This window comes from Belnapia arida (genome assembly GCF_016773205.1).
Classification (GTDB): Bacteria; Pseudomonadota; Alphaproteobacteria; order Acetobacterales; family Acetobacteraceae; genus Belnapia; species Belnapia arida.
In genome coordinates this window covers 1-14,014 of sequence record NZ_JAETWB010000038.1, presented here as the reverse complement: position 1 = coordinate 14,014, position 14,014 = coordinate 1, and the positions used below count along the sequence as shown (strand labels likewise).

General features: G+C 65.2%; 14 protein-coding genes. 3 read left to right on the top strand and 11 right to left on the bottom strand.

Translation table 11 applies throughout. The annotated features are described in order from the left end of the window. A complete protein-coding gene (locus tag JMJ56_RS28035; protein ID WP_202835055.1) occupies window positions 1–1,680 on the top strand; it encodes an amidase in 1,680 nt (559 codons plus the stop codon). A 416-nt stretch (window positions 1,681–2,096) separates the two neighbouring features. Here the strand turns inward: JMJ56_RS28035 and JMJ56_RS28030 are convergent, their stop codons facing one another. From JMJ56_RS28030 to JMJ56_RS28000, 7 genes are all read right to left on the bottom strand, one after another. Beyond that, complete coding sequence (locus JMJ56_RS28030) at window positions 2,097–3,110, bottom strand: ABC transporter ATP-binding protein (protein WP_202835054.1); 1,014 nt, start codon at window positions 3,108–3,110, stop codon at window positions 2,097–2,099. 14 nt (window positions 3,111–3,124) lie between these two features. Continuing rightward, window positions 3,125–3,973 carry an ABC transporter permease gene (locus tag JMJ56_RS28025; protein ID WP_202835053.1) on the bottom strand — a complete coding sequence of 283 codons (849 nt, stop codon included), beginning with the start codon at window positions 3,971–3,973 and terminating at the stop codon, window positions 3,125–3,127. Further along, window positions 3,973–4,899, bottom strand: a complete 927-nt coding sequence (locus JMJ56_RS28020) for an ABC transporter permease (RefSeq protein ID WP_202835052.1) — start codon at window positions 4,897–4,899, stop codon at window positions 3,973–3,975. The genes JMJ56_RS28025 and JMJ56_RS28020 overlap by 1 nt, the downstream gene beginning before the upstream one ends. Further along, window positions 4,896–5,981, bottom strand: coding sequence for a pyrimidine utilization protein A (rutA, locus tag JMJ56_RS28015; RefSeq protein ID WP_202835051.1), 1,086 nt, complete (start codon window positions 5,979–5,981; stop codon window positions 4,896–4,898). Before rutA ends, JMJ56_RS28020 begins: the two co-directional genes overlap by 4 nt. A 14-nt stretch (window positions 5,982–5,995) precedes the next feature. Then, window positions 5,996–7,291: an ABC transporter substrate-binding protein gene (locus tag JMJ56_RS28010; protein ID WP_202835050.1), complete on the bottom strand. Its 1,296-nt coding sequence runs from the start codon at window positions 7,289–7,291 to the stop codon at window positions 5,996–5,998. 306 nt (window positions 7,292–7,597) lie between these two features. Then, window positions 7,598–7,888 carry a hypothetical protein gene (locus tag JMJ56_RS28005; protein ID WP_202835049.1) on the bottom strand — a complete coding sequence of 97 codons (291 nt, stop codon included), beginning with the start codon at window positions 7,886–7,888 and terminating at the stop codon, window positions 7,598–7,600. A gap of 114 nt (window positions 7,889–8,002) precedes the next feature. After that, window positions 8,003–8,206: an integrase core domain-containing protein gene (locus tag JMJ56_RS28000; protein WP_407927962.1), complete on the bottom strand. Its 204-nt coding sequence runs from the start codon at window positions 8,204–8,206 to the stop codon at window positions 8,003–8,005. A 206-nt stretch (window positions 8,207–8,412) separates the two neighbouring features. Here JMJ56_RS28000 and JMJ56_RS27995 point away from each other — a divergent pair, with 206 nt between their 5' ends. Continuing rightward, window positions 8,413–9,189, top strand: coding sequence for an SDR family NAD(P)-dependent oxidoreductase (locus JMJ56_RS27995; protein WP_202835047.1), 777 nt, complete (start codon window positions 8,413–8,415; stop codon window positions 9,187–9,189). A gap of 122 nt (window positions 9,190–9,311) precedes the next feature. On the opposite strand, the gene JMJ56_RS27990 is transcribed toward JMJ56_RS27995, so the two are convergent. Further along, window positions 9,312–9,827, bottom strand: coding sequence for a hypothetical protein (locus tag JMJ56_RS27990; protein WP_202835046.1), 516 nt, complete (start codon window positions 9,825–9,827; stop codon window positions 9,312–9,314). 463 nt (window positions 9,828–10,290) lie between these two features. Further along, window positions 10,291–10,836 (bottom strand): hypothetical protein, encoded by a 546-nt coding sequence (locus tag JMJ56_RS27985; RefSeq protein WP_202835045.1) that lies wholly within the window; start codon window positions 10,834–10,836, stop codon window positions 10,291–10,293. Window positions 10,837–11,110: 274 nt separating this feature from the next. Here JMJ56_RS27985 and JMJ56_RS27980 point away from each other — a divergent pair, with 274 nt between their 5' ends. Next, window positions 11,111–11,641 carry a DUF4412 domain-containing protein gene (locus JMJ56_RS27980; protein ID WP_236038718.1) on the top strand — a complete coding sequence of 177 codons (531 nt, stop codon included), beginning with the start codon at window positions 11,111–11,113 and terminating at the stop codon, window positions 11,639–11,641. 156 nt (window positions 11,642–11,797) lie between these two features. Here the strand turns inward: JMJ56_RS27980 and JMJ56_RS27975 are convergent, their stop codons facing one another. Together JMJ56_RS27975 and JMJ56_RS27970 are read right to left on the bottom strand one after the other, a co-directional pair. Further along, window positions 11,798–12,643: a hypothetical protein gene (locus tag JMJ56_RS27975; protein ID WP_202835043.1), complete on the bottom strand. Its 846-nt coding sequence runs from the start codon at window positions 12,641–12,643 to the stop codon at window positions 11,798–11,800. A 254-nt stretch (window positions 12,644–12,897) separates the two neighbouring features. Then, window positions 12,898–13,290, bottom strand: a complete 393-nt coding sequence (locus JMJ56_RS27970) for an HU family DNA-binding protein (RefSeq protein ID WP_202835042.1) — start codon at window positions 13,288–13,290, stop codon at window positions 12,898–12,900. Window positions 13,291–14,014: the final 724 nt, after the last annotated feature.

Below are 14,014 nucleotides of genomic sequence, written 5' to 3'. Positions count from 1 at the left end.
ATGTTGCCCCTGACCATAGCCGAGGCCGCACGGCACATCGCCACGCGTGCCTTCTCTCCCGTCGAGTTGACGCGGGCCGTGCTGGACCGGATCGAGAACCTCGACCCTCAGCTCAACGCCTATATCCGCACGACTCCCGACCTCGCCCTGCGGCAGGCCCGCGCGGCGGAGGCGGAGATCGCCGCCGGCCACTACCGCGGCCCCCTGCACGGCATCCCCTTCGCGCTGAAGGATATCTTCTCGACCGCGGGCATCCCGACTACCGGCCATTCCCGCACCGCGATCGACCATGTCCCGGCCGAGGACGCCCATACCGTCGCCCGGCTCCATAAGGGAGGCGCGGTGCTGCTCGGCAAGCTGGCGACGCATGAATTCGCCCATGGTGGACCGAGCTTCGACCTGCCCTGGCCGCCTGCGCGCAATCCCTGGAACACGGCGCATGTCACCGGCGGCTCCTCTTCAGGCTCCGGTGCTGCCGTCGCGGCCGGGCTCGCCCTCGGCGCCATGGGCTCAGATACGGGGGGCTCCATCCGCAACCCGGCGGCGCTTTGCGGCATCGCCGGCCTCAAACCGACCTATGGGCTGCTCAGCCGCCGCGGAGTCTGGACTAACTCCTTCAGCTACGACCATGCCGGTCCCATGGCCTGGACCGTCGAGGACTGCGCGCTGATGCTCGGCGTGCTCGCCGGCCATGACCCACTCGACCCGGCCAGCGCCGACCGTCCCGTGCCCGAATACCGGACGGCGCTGACCCGCGACATCCGCGGCCTCCGCATCGGCGTCCTCCGCGACCTTTACGAACGCGACGTACCCGTCCCTGCCGTCGCCCGCCAGGCGATGGAGGCGGCGCTCGAGGTGCTGCGCGGCTTGGGGGCCGTGCTGGAAGACGTTACCATCCGCCCCGCCGCCGACTACTACGCCGTGAAGGTGCTGACGGCCGAGGCCGAGCTCTACGCTGTCCATGAGCAGGCGCTGCGCGAGCGGCCGGGCGAGTTCGGCGAGGACTTTCTCGGCCGCTCGCTCGCCGCCATCCTGATCCGCGCCGAGGACACCATTCAGGCGCAGCGCGAGCGCCGCGTCATGCTGGCGGAGTTTGCACCGCTCTACCGCCGCTACGATGCATTGGTGACCGCCGGCCCCGGGCCCGCCCCGCGCCTCGAGAGCTGGCGCACCATCCACTTCTGGCAGAAGGGCTCGCTGACCACCCCGTTCAACGTCAGCGGCGGCCCGGCGCTGGCGCAATGCGTCGGCTTCACGCCGGAGGGACTGCCGCTGGCCATGCAGCTGGTCGGCCGCCCTTTCGACGACGCCACAGTGCTGCGCATCGGCCATGCCTATGAGCAGGCCACGCCCTGGCGCACACGCCGTCCCGCCCTCACCCCCGGCGCCATGCCGCTGCCCCTGCCCCCGGTGCCGGACCCCACGTCGGCCGAGATTGGCCCGACCGAGCGCGATCGGATAGCGGTTGTCGCTCGCCGTGCTGGCCTCCTCCTGAATGAACGGCAGTTCGAACTACTGTGCGCCGCCGCTCCGTATGTGGAACAGATGGCTGGCCGGTTGCGCCGACCGCGGGCCTTCACCGAGGAGCCGGCAAGCATCTTCCGCTTCGGAACTTCTTGGGATCTGGATGTCGTGCAAAACCGCCGTGTGGGACAAGATAATCCCAGATCATCTCGTTGAGTACATCTACAATAGGCTCGACGGTACAGCCCACGGCGCTGCAGCTTGGGCACGACGCCGTCGCCGACTTCGCCGAAGCCAATAGGAAAGAAGAGGCAAAATGTTGAAGCCGTCTGCGGCGCCCTCTAAAAACCATTCCTTTGACGGGTCGACGATGCTGGCCGCGGTTTGCAATTTGTCCAGCATTACTATAATATTAGCTATACTTCGACTTTTTCGAGCCTGATTATGCAATCTCTTGTACTTATCGATACTTCCTACAGGGCCGCGGAAGATAACATCGAGGAGACGGTAAGCTTCCGTTGACGCAGTGTGTTCACCCCATCATACATTTTTGTGAATTTTGCACTCACTGCGCGGCGGCAACTGACTCCCAAAAATCAAAGGGAGGCATGCTTCCTTGCCTGACCTTTCTGCTAATCGACCTCTGCCAGGGCATGCGCGTCGCGCTCCGTCCATATCAGTGTTGCGGCATCGCCCGGCTGGACCGGATCGGCATAGAAAGCTTCATCCGATACCAGGACGGAGGCATCCTCCCCCTCGCCGACCGAGACCGCGACCCGGACGCTGGTTCCCTGATACTCCACTGCGGCAACGCGGCCCAAGACATGCGGTCCCTCCCCGGCGACGCCAAGCCGGCAGCGATCCGCGCGCACCGCAATGGGGCCATCGGGCCCCCGAAGGATATTGTGGCCGCCGATGAAGCGGGCGACGAAGGCGCTGACCGGGCGCTCGAAAACTTCGCGCGGCGGGCCAGCTTGGCGGATATGGCCATCCTCCATCACCACCATCAAGTCGGCCAGCGCCATGGCCTCATCCTGGCCATGCGTCACATGGATAAAGGTGATGCCGAGTTCGCGCTGCAGCCGCTTCAGCTCCTCCCGTACCCGGCCGCGCAGGAAGGGATCAAGGGCCGAAAGCGGCTCGTCGAGCAGCAGCACGCGAGGTTCGGTGATCAGCGACCGGGCTAGGGCCACGCGCTGCTGCTGCCCGCCCGAAAGCTGTGCGGGCAGGCGTTCGGCGAATTTCTCCATCCGCACCAACGCCAAATATTCCCGCGCCTTGGCATGCCGCGCCGGTTTCGGGATGCCGCGCGCCTTCAGGCTGAAGGCGACATTGTCGAGGCAACTGAGGTGCGGGAAGAGCGCATAGCTCTGGAACATCATGGCTGTGCCGCGCTGCACTGGCGGTAGGTCGGTGACGTTGACGTCGTGGATCAGCACATCTCCATCCGAGATCACTTCATGCCCCGCGATCATCCGGAGCGTGCTGGTTTTGCCACAGCCGGATGGTCCAAGCAGGCAGCAATAGCTGGCTGGCGGAATGCGTAGCGAAATGCCGTCCACAGCGACGGTGCTGCCATAGCGCTTGGTGACCTTCACCAATTCGACGTCGAAGCGGCGTTCAATACGGATCCCGCTGGTATCCATGCTGCTGGGTCTCCTTAGGCGGGCCGGCCGCGCGCCGCACGACGGTGCTGCAGGCTCAGGATCAGGGCGAGCGTCATGCCGATCACCAGGAAGGACACCGCTGTGGTGAGGGTGCCGATGGCGAAAAGGGTTGGCGAACTGGAACTCGAGATTAGCGCATAGATCTCGAGCGGCAGGGTATTGCGGTTGCCGGCGACCAGAGTGGTGCGAGCATATTCGTCGTAGCTGAGCGTGAAGGCGCCCATCGCAACGCCAAGGATGCCGGGCATCAGGATGGGCAGCGTCACCCAGCGCAGCCGCTGCCAGGCGGTTGCGCCGAGATCGGTCGCGGCTTCCTCATAGGTGCGGTTGAAGCGGTTGAAGACCGCAAACATGGCAAAGAGGCCGAAGGGCAGCGTCCAAGTCAACTGCGCGGCTAGCGCCGAGGTGAAGAGGTCGGTCTGCCAGCCGAAAAGCTTGAAGCCGAGGCCGATGCCGAAGCCGACCAGCAGGCTCGGCATCACCAGGCTGGCGACCGCCAGGTAGAAGAGCAGTCCGGAGCCGGCGAAGCGCCGGCGGAAGCCGAGACCTGCGGAGACCGCGACCAGGACGGTGATGACGCTGACGATGCAAGCGAGCAGCATTGAGCGGCCGAAGGAGACCGGGATGTTGGCCATCTGCCCCGGCTTCAGGATCTCGGCGAACCAGAAGGTGCTGGTCCCAACCATGGGGAAGGTGACGCCGCCATCCGGGCCCTGAAAGGACAGCACGTAGATTACCACCATTGGACCATAGAGGAACACTAGGAAGGTGCCCATCAGCATGGCCAGGGCATAGAAGGTCCAGGGACGCTTCTCCCGCGGGTCGCGGCTGGCGCCGCCCATCACCGGACCAGTTCCTTGCGGACATCGACGACGCGCATCATGCAACCGACCATCAGCGCGACGAAGAGCACCAAGATTATCGCGCTGGCCGCGGCCGGCGGGTATTGCATCGCCTGGATCTCGGTCGCCAGCTGCGAGACGATCGAGGCGCTCTGGCCGCCGCTCATCGCCTTGACCACGAAGAAATCGCCCATGACCTGGGTGAAAACCAGGATCGAGCCGAGCGCGATGCCGGTCTTAGACAGCGGGATGACAATATCGACCATGGTGCGCCAGCGGCTGGCGCCGGCATCGCGCGCAGCTTCCAGCAAAGCGGGATCAATCTTCGCTAGCGAGTTGGCGATCGGGCCAATCATCAGCAGCGTGAAGAGATGCACATAGGTGACGCAGACCGCGAAGGGGGAGAACAGTAGGAATTCCAGCGGCTGCTCGGTTAGGTGCACGGCCATGAGCCCCTGGTTGAAAGCGCCGTTGCGGCCAAGGAAGGGGATCCACGCGATGGTGCGGATGATCCCCGAGGTCCAGAAGGGGATGGCGCAGGCCAGGAACAGGATGGTCCGCATGGTCCGGCTGTGGACGTGGAAGACCAGGAAATACGCGATGTTGAAGCCGAGGAAGAGAGTGATGCCCCAGACAATGAAGGCGAATTTCAACGAGCTAACATATACCCTGAGGGTTGCCGGCGTGGTCAGCAACTCCTCGTAATTCGTCAGCAGGAAGTCGGGATAGATCCCGGCGCGGTCGTAGTCGTAGAAACTAACGATCAGGAAGACCAGCGTAGGCAGGGCGAAGAAGGCGGTCAGGATGATCGCCAGCGGGCTGACCTGCAGCCAGGAGACCGCCTGCGGCGAGAGCCGCCAGCGCCGCCGGCCGCGGCTGCGAGGGGCGATTGTCACCGCCTCGTCCGAGTTCTGCGCAAGGCTCATTCGGCGGCCTGCCGCACGGCGTCGCGGCAGCGCATCAGCGGCATGATGCGGGTGCCGAACTGCTCCATGCCGATCACGAAATCGTCGAAGGTCATCATCACGCCGGCAACGCCGGGGACGGTCGCCAACTCGTCGAGCAGGTGGGCGATTTTAGTATAGGAGCCGCAAAGGACGCCCTGGTTGGTCGGCAGCTTGTTCTCGGTGAGATAGCGGCGCCGGTTGGGACCGGCGAAGGGGTCTTTGTTTGGGTCGTCGCTCGACTGGCTGTCGCGCCAGCCGATCGCCTCATGGTCGGTGCCCTCGACATAATGCCGCCACTTGGCCTCGGCCGCCGCGTCGGTCTCGTCGGCGATGATCATGGTCAGCACCAAGGCGCCGCATTTGCGACCGCTGAGCTTCGTCGCCTCGACCAGTCGGGCAACGCTGGGCGCCACCGCCTTCGGGTCGTTGAAGCCAAAGGAGGCGCAGAAATTATAGTCGGCATGGTCGGCAGCATATTTGGTGCCGGCCCCGCTCTGCGCCGCGCAGATGATCGGGATCGGCTTCTCCGGCATCGGCAGCAGGCGGCAATCCTCCATCTGGAAGAAGTCGCCCTTGAAATTGGACACCCCGGTCGACCATAGCTCCTTCATCACCGTCACGTATTCGGTGCAGTAGTCGTAGCGGCGCTCGTAATGCGAGGCGCCGGGCCAGAGCCCCATCTGGGTATATTCGGCGCGCTGCCAGCCGGTGATCAGGTTCACTCCGAAGCGGCCATGGCTGATGCTGTCGATCGTCACCGCCATACGTGCTGCGACCGCGGGTGGGATGGTCAGCACGGCGCACGTGGCGAAGAGCTGGATGCGCTTGGTCACCGCGGCTAGCCCGGCCATCAGGGTGAAGGATTCCAGGTTGTAGTCCCAGAAGCCGCTCGGCCCGCCGAAACCACGCAGCTTGATCATCGACAGCGCGAAGTCGAAGCCGAAGCCCTCCGCCTTCTCGACGATCGTGCGGTTGAGGTCGAAGCTTGGCTTGTACTGGGGCGAAGTGGTGGAGATCAGCCAGCCATTGTTGCCGATGGGGATGAAGACACCAAGTTGCATGACGGGCCCCTAGCTCAGGAAGTGATGAACTCGTTCCATTTGCGGGTGAGGTAGCGGTCCTCATCCATCACGGAATTCCACACCGCGATATTGCCGACGCGCTGCATGAAGGCGCCGCCGTCGCGGATCTCGCCCGGTTTGATCGAGGGCTTGCCGAAGGGATCGTTCAGCACCTCGGCCGCTGGCTTGCCGTCATACCAGTAGTCCCATTCGGCGGCGGTCAAGAACTTCCGCGCATTCTCCGGCTGGGCCGAGTAGTAGCCCTGCCGGGCGATCACGGCGCCCTGAAAGCCCGAGCCATACCAGTTGGCGAATTCAATGGCGCAGTCGCGCTTCAGCCCTGTCAGGTGCTTCATCATGCCAAGCACATAGCCCCAGCCGCGGAAGCCTTCCTTGAGCGGCTGATAGGTGCAGGATATGCCGCGGGTGCGCACGGCCGAGACGGCGGGCGACCACATCGACTGGATGACGACCTCGCCTGAGGCCATCAGGTTCACCGACTGGTCGAAGGTGGTCCAGAAGCTGCGGAACTGCCCGCTAGCCTTGACCTCCCGCATGATCGCCATGGTCTTGTCGATCTCCGCCCGGGTCATGTTGCCCTTGTTGCCGTAGGTCAGGCCGCCACGCGCCTCGACCGCCATAGCGACGTCGATGGTGCCGACCGAGGGCTGGTCCTGCAACGCGGTCTTGCCTTTGAACGCGGGATCAAGCAGGTCGGCCCAGCTGGTGATTGGGCGACTCACCAAGTCGGGGCGGATGCCTAGGGTATCGGCATTGGTAACGGAGGGGATGCCGTTCAGCCACTCCGTCTCCTCCTTGGCGAAGGCCTTGCCCTCGGCGTTGATGGCATAAAGCACCCCGAAAGGTGCGACCCCCTGCTGCGAAGCGATGCGACCATCCGGATACTTGCCCCTGGTGAAGAGCGGCATGGATTGTTCGTAGTGTGCGACCCTGGCGCGTGGGATTGGCTGCAGCACATCGCGGCCGATCAGGTATTTCAAGAAAGGCAAGCTGATATCGGCGGTGTCGATGGCGCTCGATTGCGTCAAAAAGCGATTCAGCAGGTCGGCATTTTCGCTAGCTTGCATCCTCACCGTGAAGCCGAGATCTTTGCTGGCCTGCTCGCCGATCAGACCGATGGCGGTGACTGGCGGGCCGTTATGCTGGATCACGACATCCTTAATGTTCTGCGCCCAGAGGGTCGGAAAGCCGGTGATGGCGCCCGATCCGGCGACGGCGCCGATTGCGGTCTTGATTACGGTGCGGCGCGTGGCTGGCGGGCCGCCCAAGGGAGTCTTTGGCTGGGACATCATGCCTCCTGTCTGCTGACGGTGCGCGGAGTCCAGCGCTCGGTATGACGGACCGGCGACGGCCAGGAACCCGAGGACCTCCTAGCTGCGACGCCAGCCTAGCCACAGGGAGAGCAATAGTGCGATGCACAAAATTGCCTTTCGATAGAGCAAAGCACACTCTCGTAGACCAAAGTGGCGATAATTTGGCTTTCTTAGCTGAAAAGTGTCTATATATTAGACAATATGATCAGTGGTACTGTCGCTGACCCGCCGTGGTGCATGGGTCAGAAGTCCGGACGCATTGAGCCTGGCCCGTGTTCCGGATCATGCTGCGCGCACATACTCGGGACGTCCGAGGACAAGCATTCGGTTCAGCGTCGCCGCGGCGATCGCCACTTCCGTCGTCTGACGCTCGTCAGTCCGGAAGCTTAGGCCTTCGCCAATGACGCGCTTCCAGCGCAAGACGTCAGCCTCGACCAAGGCGTGATCGTTGTAACCCGATGCCCGCTGCCATCCCATGCGGCCACGCTCGGCGATACATCGCAGATGCACATCGCCCTGGGTCGGTGTGGTCTCGGCCGTGTTGCTTGGCGCCGCACTCGCGCGCGGCGGCACGATGACCGCCCTCTTGAGATGGTAAGGTGATGAGGCGCTTTGGTTTGGTGGTCCAGGTTCAGCGTTAGCCTTCGCCGGCCTGAGGCGCTTGGGTTTGGTGGTCCAGGTTCAGCGTTAGCCTTCGCCGGTCGTCGAACCCTTCGTCGACCCGCAAGAGCCTCTCTGCAATAGGTATTCCTGCGGTGCCTTCTGTCCGAGAGCCATGTGAGGGCGGCTCTCATTGTAGTCCCGGCGCCAGGCCTCGACGATGGCACGGGCCTCGGTCAGCGTCTCGAACCAATGTAGGTTCAGGCACTGGAACAACGACGGGGCTGGCACCAAGCGCTTCAAGCGTTTCACTTTGCCCAACCGAAGAGGCCCTGACCCGCCGGTTGATCAGGTTGGCCAACTCAGCGAAAGGTTCACGGCAGAACCGTGCCGGTGCCGGCCCTCTGCCACGGCCTGAACGTGCAATATGCCTCCAGGGATGTGAACTTCCGCTGGCTCTCCCGTTCAGGACTGGTCAGCAAAGGAGGAGCCGAAACATGGCCCGCATCTTCATCACCGGCTCCTCGGACGGCCTCGGCCAGCTCGCCGCGCGCATCCTGGTGGAGCAGAGGCACGCGGTGGTCCTGCACGCCCGCGACGAGGCGCGCGGGCGGGAGGCCCTGGCCGCCGTGCCCGGCGCCGCGGGCGTCCTCCACGGAGACTTGTCCAGCTTGGCCGAGACCCGCGGCTTGGCGGAGAGGGCCAACGCTACCGATCCGTTCGACGCGGTGATCCACAACGCCGCTGTCGGCTTCCGCGAGAGGCGCCGGATCGGGACGGTGGACGGGCTGGCGCACGTCTTCGCGGTGAACACGCTGGCGCCCTACGTGCTGACCACGCTGATGCAGCGGCCGCGACGCCTCATCTACGTCTCCTCTGAGCTGCACCGGAAGGGTGACGCTTTCCTCGACGACCTGAACTGGGATCGGCGATCCTGGCACGGGCTGCAGGCCTATCGAGACAGCAAGCTGCATGACGTGCTGCTGGCCTTCGCTGTCGCCCGGCGCTGGCCCGGGGTGATCAGCCATGCTTTGGAGCCGGGCTGGATGCCCACGAAGATGGGCGGCGCGCACGCGACCGGCGACCTGGACGCAGGTTCGCGCACGCAGGTCTGGCTGGCGACGAGCGACGACCCAGCGGCGTCGGAGAGCGGCGGCTACTGGCACCACCTGCGCCCAGCGCGGCCGAGCGGCGCGACGCGCGACGTGGACCGGCAGGAGCGGCTGCTAGCCGAGTGCGCCCGCTTGTCCGGGGTGGATCTGCCGCACCAATGAGGCGACGTCCGGCCCCGCTCCCATGTACTGGCCTGAGGCCGGCCCCTGCCCCTGCGCAGCGGGCGACGAGGCGGGCGCGACAGCCACCGCGATGAGGAGAGCCGCCTGTGGGAGGGCACGACTCAAAGATTGTGCTCCAGGAGCTGGGTCAGCGCCTGCGTGCGGTCCTGCACGTCGGCTGTGTTGGAATAGGGGCGCCAGTTGATGTCCAGCGTGCCGCTCTGGAAGGACAAGCCGTTGGGGTAGTTCGAGGCCGGGGCCGTCTTCTCGTCGAAGCGGACGTGGATGCGCTGCAGCTTCGCGCGCAGCGCGTCGCGACCCATCGCATCCGCCGTGATGCTCTTCAGCGCGGCTGTCAGCGGCTCGAAGATCGTCTTCCCGAAGTAGTCGTCGCGCGCATAGTACGCCGCGTCCCCGGGCAGGGTCAGCTGATCCCACTCCACGTCCACCGGCACGGGGAAGCCAGCGGCCTGCTGGATGCCCGCCTCGATCGCCGGGTACTTCTCCGCCCGGTAGGCCGCGATCGCGCGGCGTTCCGCCAGGCCGATCGTACCCTGCGCGCTGAGACGCGTCGGCGCGAGAAGCGCCGTGGCGGAAAGAGTGGCAACAAAGCCGAAGATGCTGCGCCGCGTGACCATCGCATTTTCCCGATCTGCTGCGGGAATGGAGCGCCCCGTACCCGTCCGGGCAAGCGGCCTTTCCGTGACGTTTGCGCGAGACCTCGGTTGGCGCTGGCAACCGGCGCCGCCCGCGATCGCACGGCCGCGCCGTCACCGGATGGCACCGCAGGGCGGACACCAAGGCGAGGTGTTCCAAGAGCTGCTGCTCTGCCCCAACGCGAGTATGAAAGGCCACCGGCTGCGCGCCCGCGCCGTAGCGCCGGGTCAGCGCGACCACGGGGCGGCCGTGGTGGCGCCACTCAATGGGGGCCAGGAGCGCAGGTTCGTCAGCACCAGGCCAGCGCGCCGATCAGCGCTCCTACCCCTCCGCCACGCCGTTGCTCCGCAGCGTCAGAACCACGGCTGGCCTGGTGCTAGCGCGCACTGTCCGGACCGTCCAGCGCAGCGAGCCCGTCGCATCGGCGGAGAGCGGAGCCACCGGTCAGTCGTCGCCGACCCGATCCGGCGTTGGGACAGCATCCACGCGCCCGTCCGGCGTAATGCGCCAGGCGAGGCGCTCCGCCTCCGCTCCACTTCTCGGGGTCCAGAGGTTCACCCGCAGCAGGCCTTTACGCGCGTCCCAGGACGGACCCTTGTCCGCCTCGATGCTGAGCCAGCAGGAATCGATCCGCAGCGCCACTGCCTCGCGCGGTCGAGGGCGTAGGCGGACGACGTGAAGGATCCTCTCCTCCCCGGCGCCACACATTCCGGTCGGCATCCTGGGCCGTGAGGCGTAGGTCGCAAGAAAGATGAGGGCCACGCCGGACCGCTCGCCGACCCACTCGGCCTGTTGCAGGGCACACCCGGTGCAGGGACCATCGCGCGTGAGCGGTACGGTGCGGCCCCCGGGCAGACGCGCCACCGTACGGTCACCGCGCTGCTTCAGCGTCAGGCCTGGCCGACCCTCGACAGGGATCTGGCCTGCTTCGGCCGAAGCGGCGAGGAACACGACGAGGACGCCGAGGGTTGATCGTATCGCCGGTTCCATCGCCTATGCTCCGCGGAAAGCGGCATGACCCGCACGGCAGGGCAGTTCAACACCGGTGGTGTTGGCAACGTCGGCTGCACATGCCGAGCTGGTAACGCCCAGTCGTGATCATTTCCCTTATCGCTTGATCGTGCTCAGCAGCTTGCTTTTCCCAACCAAAGCACCGGTCCACAGTCGCCGCTGTGTCTACTCGAGGAATCGCATGCTTCGCATCCTAGCCACGACGGCTGTCCTGGCAGTCGTCTCACTGCCAGCCCTTGCACAACCTGCCAACATGCGACCGACCCGCGACGTTACCGTCACCTATCAAATGACCGGCCTGGCGGGTGTGCCGCCCCAGGACATGCGCATGGCATTTTCGCCCAGCACCGGCAAACAACGTATCGACCCACCCGGTGGCGTGGGCTGGATGCTGATTGACCGGCAGGCGAACTCAGCCGTCATGGTCATGGATGCTCAGCGTGCCACCATGGCCATGCCGCCCAGCGCTGTTGCGGCGATGACGCAGGATGTTCCGGCCGGCGCCACCTTCACCCGCAAGGGCAGCGCCACGGTTGCCGGCACCGCCTGTACCGAGTGGGACATGGCGGCCGGCGAAGCACGAGGTACATCGTGCATCACCGACGATGGCGTGCTGCTGCGCACGGTTTCCACGGCGCCGAACGGCGCCGTCGTGAGAATGGAAGCCACGCAGGTCAGCTATGGCTCGGTGGATTCAGCACGGCTTACCGTGCCATCCGGCTACACGGCCATGCAGGCGCCCGCTGGTGTTCCGGGCGCGGCGGGAGCACCAACCCCTCGCTGAAGAGACATCGATGCAAGTTCAGTAGCGGGTCCAAACGATAGACGGTGCTCGACCCGGACTGGCGAGGCTTGCTCGTGTGCGGTCGAGTTCGTGGCTAGAATCAGCCTAGCCAACGAACTCGATCCAGCCGGCACTTTCCTGACCCTATGGCCAAGGTTACTGGTAGCCGGCCGCCTTGAGCGCGACCAAAGGCTGGTTGCGGGCTGGGTTCGGTGGCGGCATGGGTGGCGGCAGCTCATCATTTTGGCCGTCCACGTATCGGATGGCATCCAAAAGCCCGATTAAAACCTTGGTCGGCATGGCATTGTAATTAAGGAAGGTTTGCGCAACGGGCATTGCAGGCGCGCCGGCCGAGCCACTCTGCGCTGGCTTCCTGGGCCGGTCTTCCACACCCAGCGCCTTCCGCATCTGGTCCTGCACGGTGCTGAGCCCGCGCGCGTATTCAGCAATGACCGTGGTGAGGCTGTCGCCCCTACCAGGGAGCAATTGGTCCAGCGCCTCTTTGGCCTGGGCTGCGTCGTGCGGCGTCAATCGTGGTTGCAGCGCCTGCTCCAGCAGCTCGCCGGTCCGCTTCAGCACCTGCATCGCGCGATCGAGCTCGGCTAGGTGGCGGCGATTGTGTTCGGCCAGCGTTTCGGCGGCTAGCTTCAAGAGTTCCTTGCGTACCTTGGCTTGCGGCTGCACCTCAGCTGCGCTCGGTGTGTCGGCCAGGCCTGGAATGCGCATCGCGCCCTGTGCGGTCTCCTCTCCCGGTGCAGCACGAATTCTGCTGACCGTTGGGTTATGGGGCGGTGGCAGGGGTTCGGGCGCGCACGCCATCAAGGCTGTCGTTGGCCGCGCCGCCTGCTCCCGCACCGGCCCAACAGCCGGTGCACCGCGAACCCAGGCTCCTCCCGGTTGCTTCGGGTTTGCGGCTCGCTTGCGAACCGCCGCTTCGGTAATCCCGTATTTGTTGCCCAGGGCTCGGTTCGACCGCAGCCCAAGCTCCCACTCGGCGCGCAAGGCAACCCATCCTTGATCACTCAGCCCGGGCATGGCCTTGCACCTTGTGTTCGGAGCTGCTGATGGGCGTCACGCCCGCGGGAACCAGCGGCAGGTAGGCGCGGGCGCGCTCCGAAGCTGACATCCCTGTGGCAAAGCGTCGGGTGACTGGGTTCTCCAGGAGGTTCTGACGGACCATGCGTTGCAATCTAGTTTGAAAGGGGGAGAATGAAACTCCATTCAATCATTGTTCTGTGGCGAGCTACTGATCCGTCTTACGCCGCAGCCTTCTTCCCACGGCGCCGCACGTCGACCGCCGGGCCCCACTCGCCTGACATCTGTGGGGCGGAGGGTGCCTGCGGCTGGGCAGCGGCGACGCCGCCCTGTTCCGCTGTGCCACTTACCGCAGCTTTGAGATTGCGCCCTGCGGAGAAGCGAACAGCCTTGGAGGCAGCAATCACCAGCGGCTCGCCGGTTCGGAGGTTGCGTCCCTGCCGCGCGGCGCGCTCCTGCACCTCGAAGCTGCCGAAGCCTGGGAGTTTGATGTCGTCACCCTGCTCCATGGCGGCCGTGACGGCGTCGCAGAATGCCTTGACCGCACGACCGGCCTCGGCTTTCGACAAGGCACCGGTCTCCGCGACAAGCGCGATGAAGTCATCCTTGGACAAGGCAGATCCCCTGCATCTGTGCCCTTCAACCACCATGCATTTCCGGGTGAATTGACGTCAACGATTTCCTCCGGTGGTGGAAAACTAGGTTGCTGCAGCCAGCGCCGCCGTGGCCAGACGCTCGGGTCCGCCGGTCCTCATCCGCCCCCAAGCATTTGCGAAGGACGGGGCCATTTCTGACTATTCACCGGTGGCCATGGCCACAATCGTGGCATCGCGCCGGGCGTGGACCAGCATGCGGGTGCCTGGTCCTGTCAGGCCCTCCGGCGTTCTGCATGCTAGTCGGTCCAAACGTCAGACATCGAATCCGAAACTAACTTGCAAAACCATTTCGCTTTGCACTTGAAAATGCGGGGCGGCATGCCCATGTCCAATGGTATGGAGAGGCGCGGCCCCGCCCGCCTTCCCGCTCCCCTGCAGCGCAATCCAAGTTTCCCCGCGGTGGTGAGCGCAGGCCGGCTGCAGGGCTGATGCTGCCGCATCAGCGATGATGCCAGCGTCGGTCCTGCTGCCCCTGCCCCTATGCAGCGGCTGGGCCGCTAGTCTCCCCTCCCCTGTCATCCCCATTCGGCGGGTCTCTCAGCGCCATCCCTGGCGCTGCGGGTGCCCGGCACCGCGCATCCGGCATTGAGCCGGCCGCTTCTGCGAACCCTCCCCTGCCAGCGGTGGCACGGGATGGCGATGACAGCGCCCACCCGGTGCCGGCTTCGGTCACCCGAAGCCA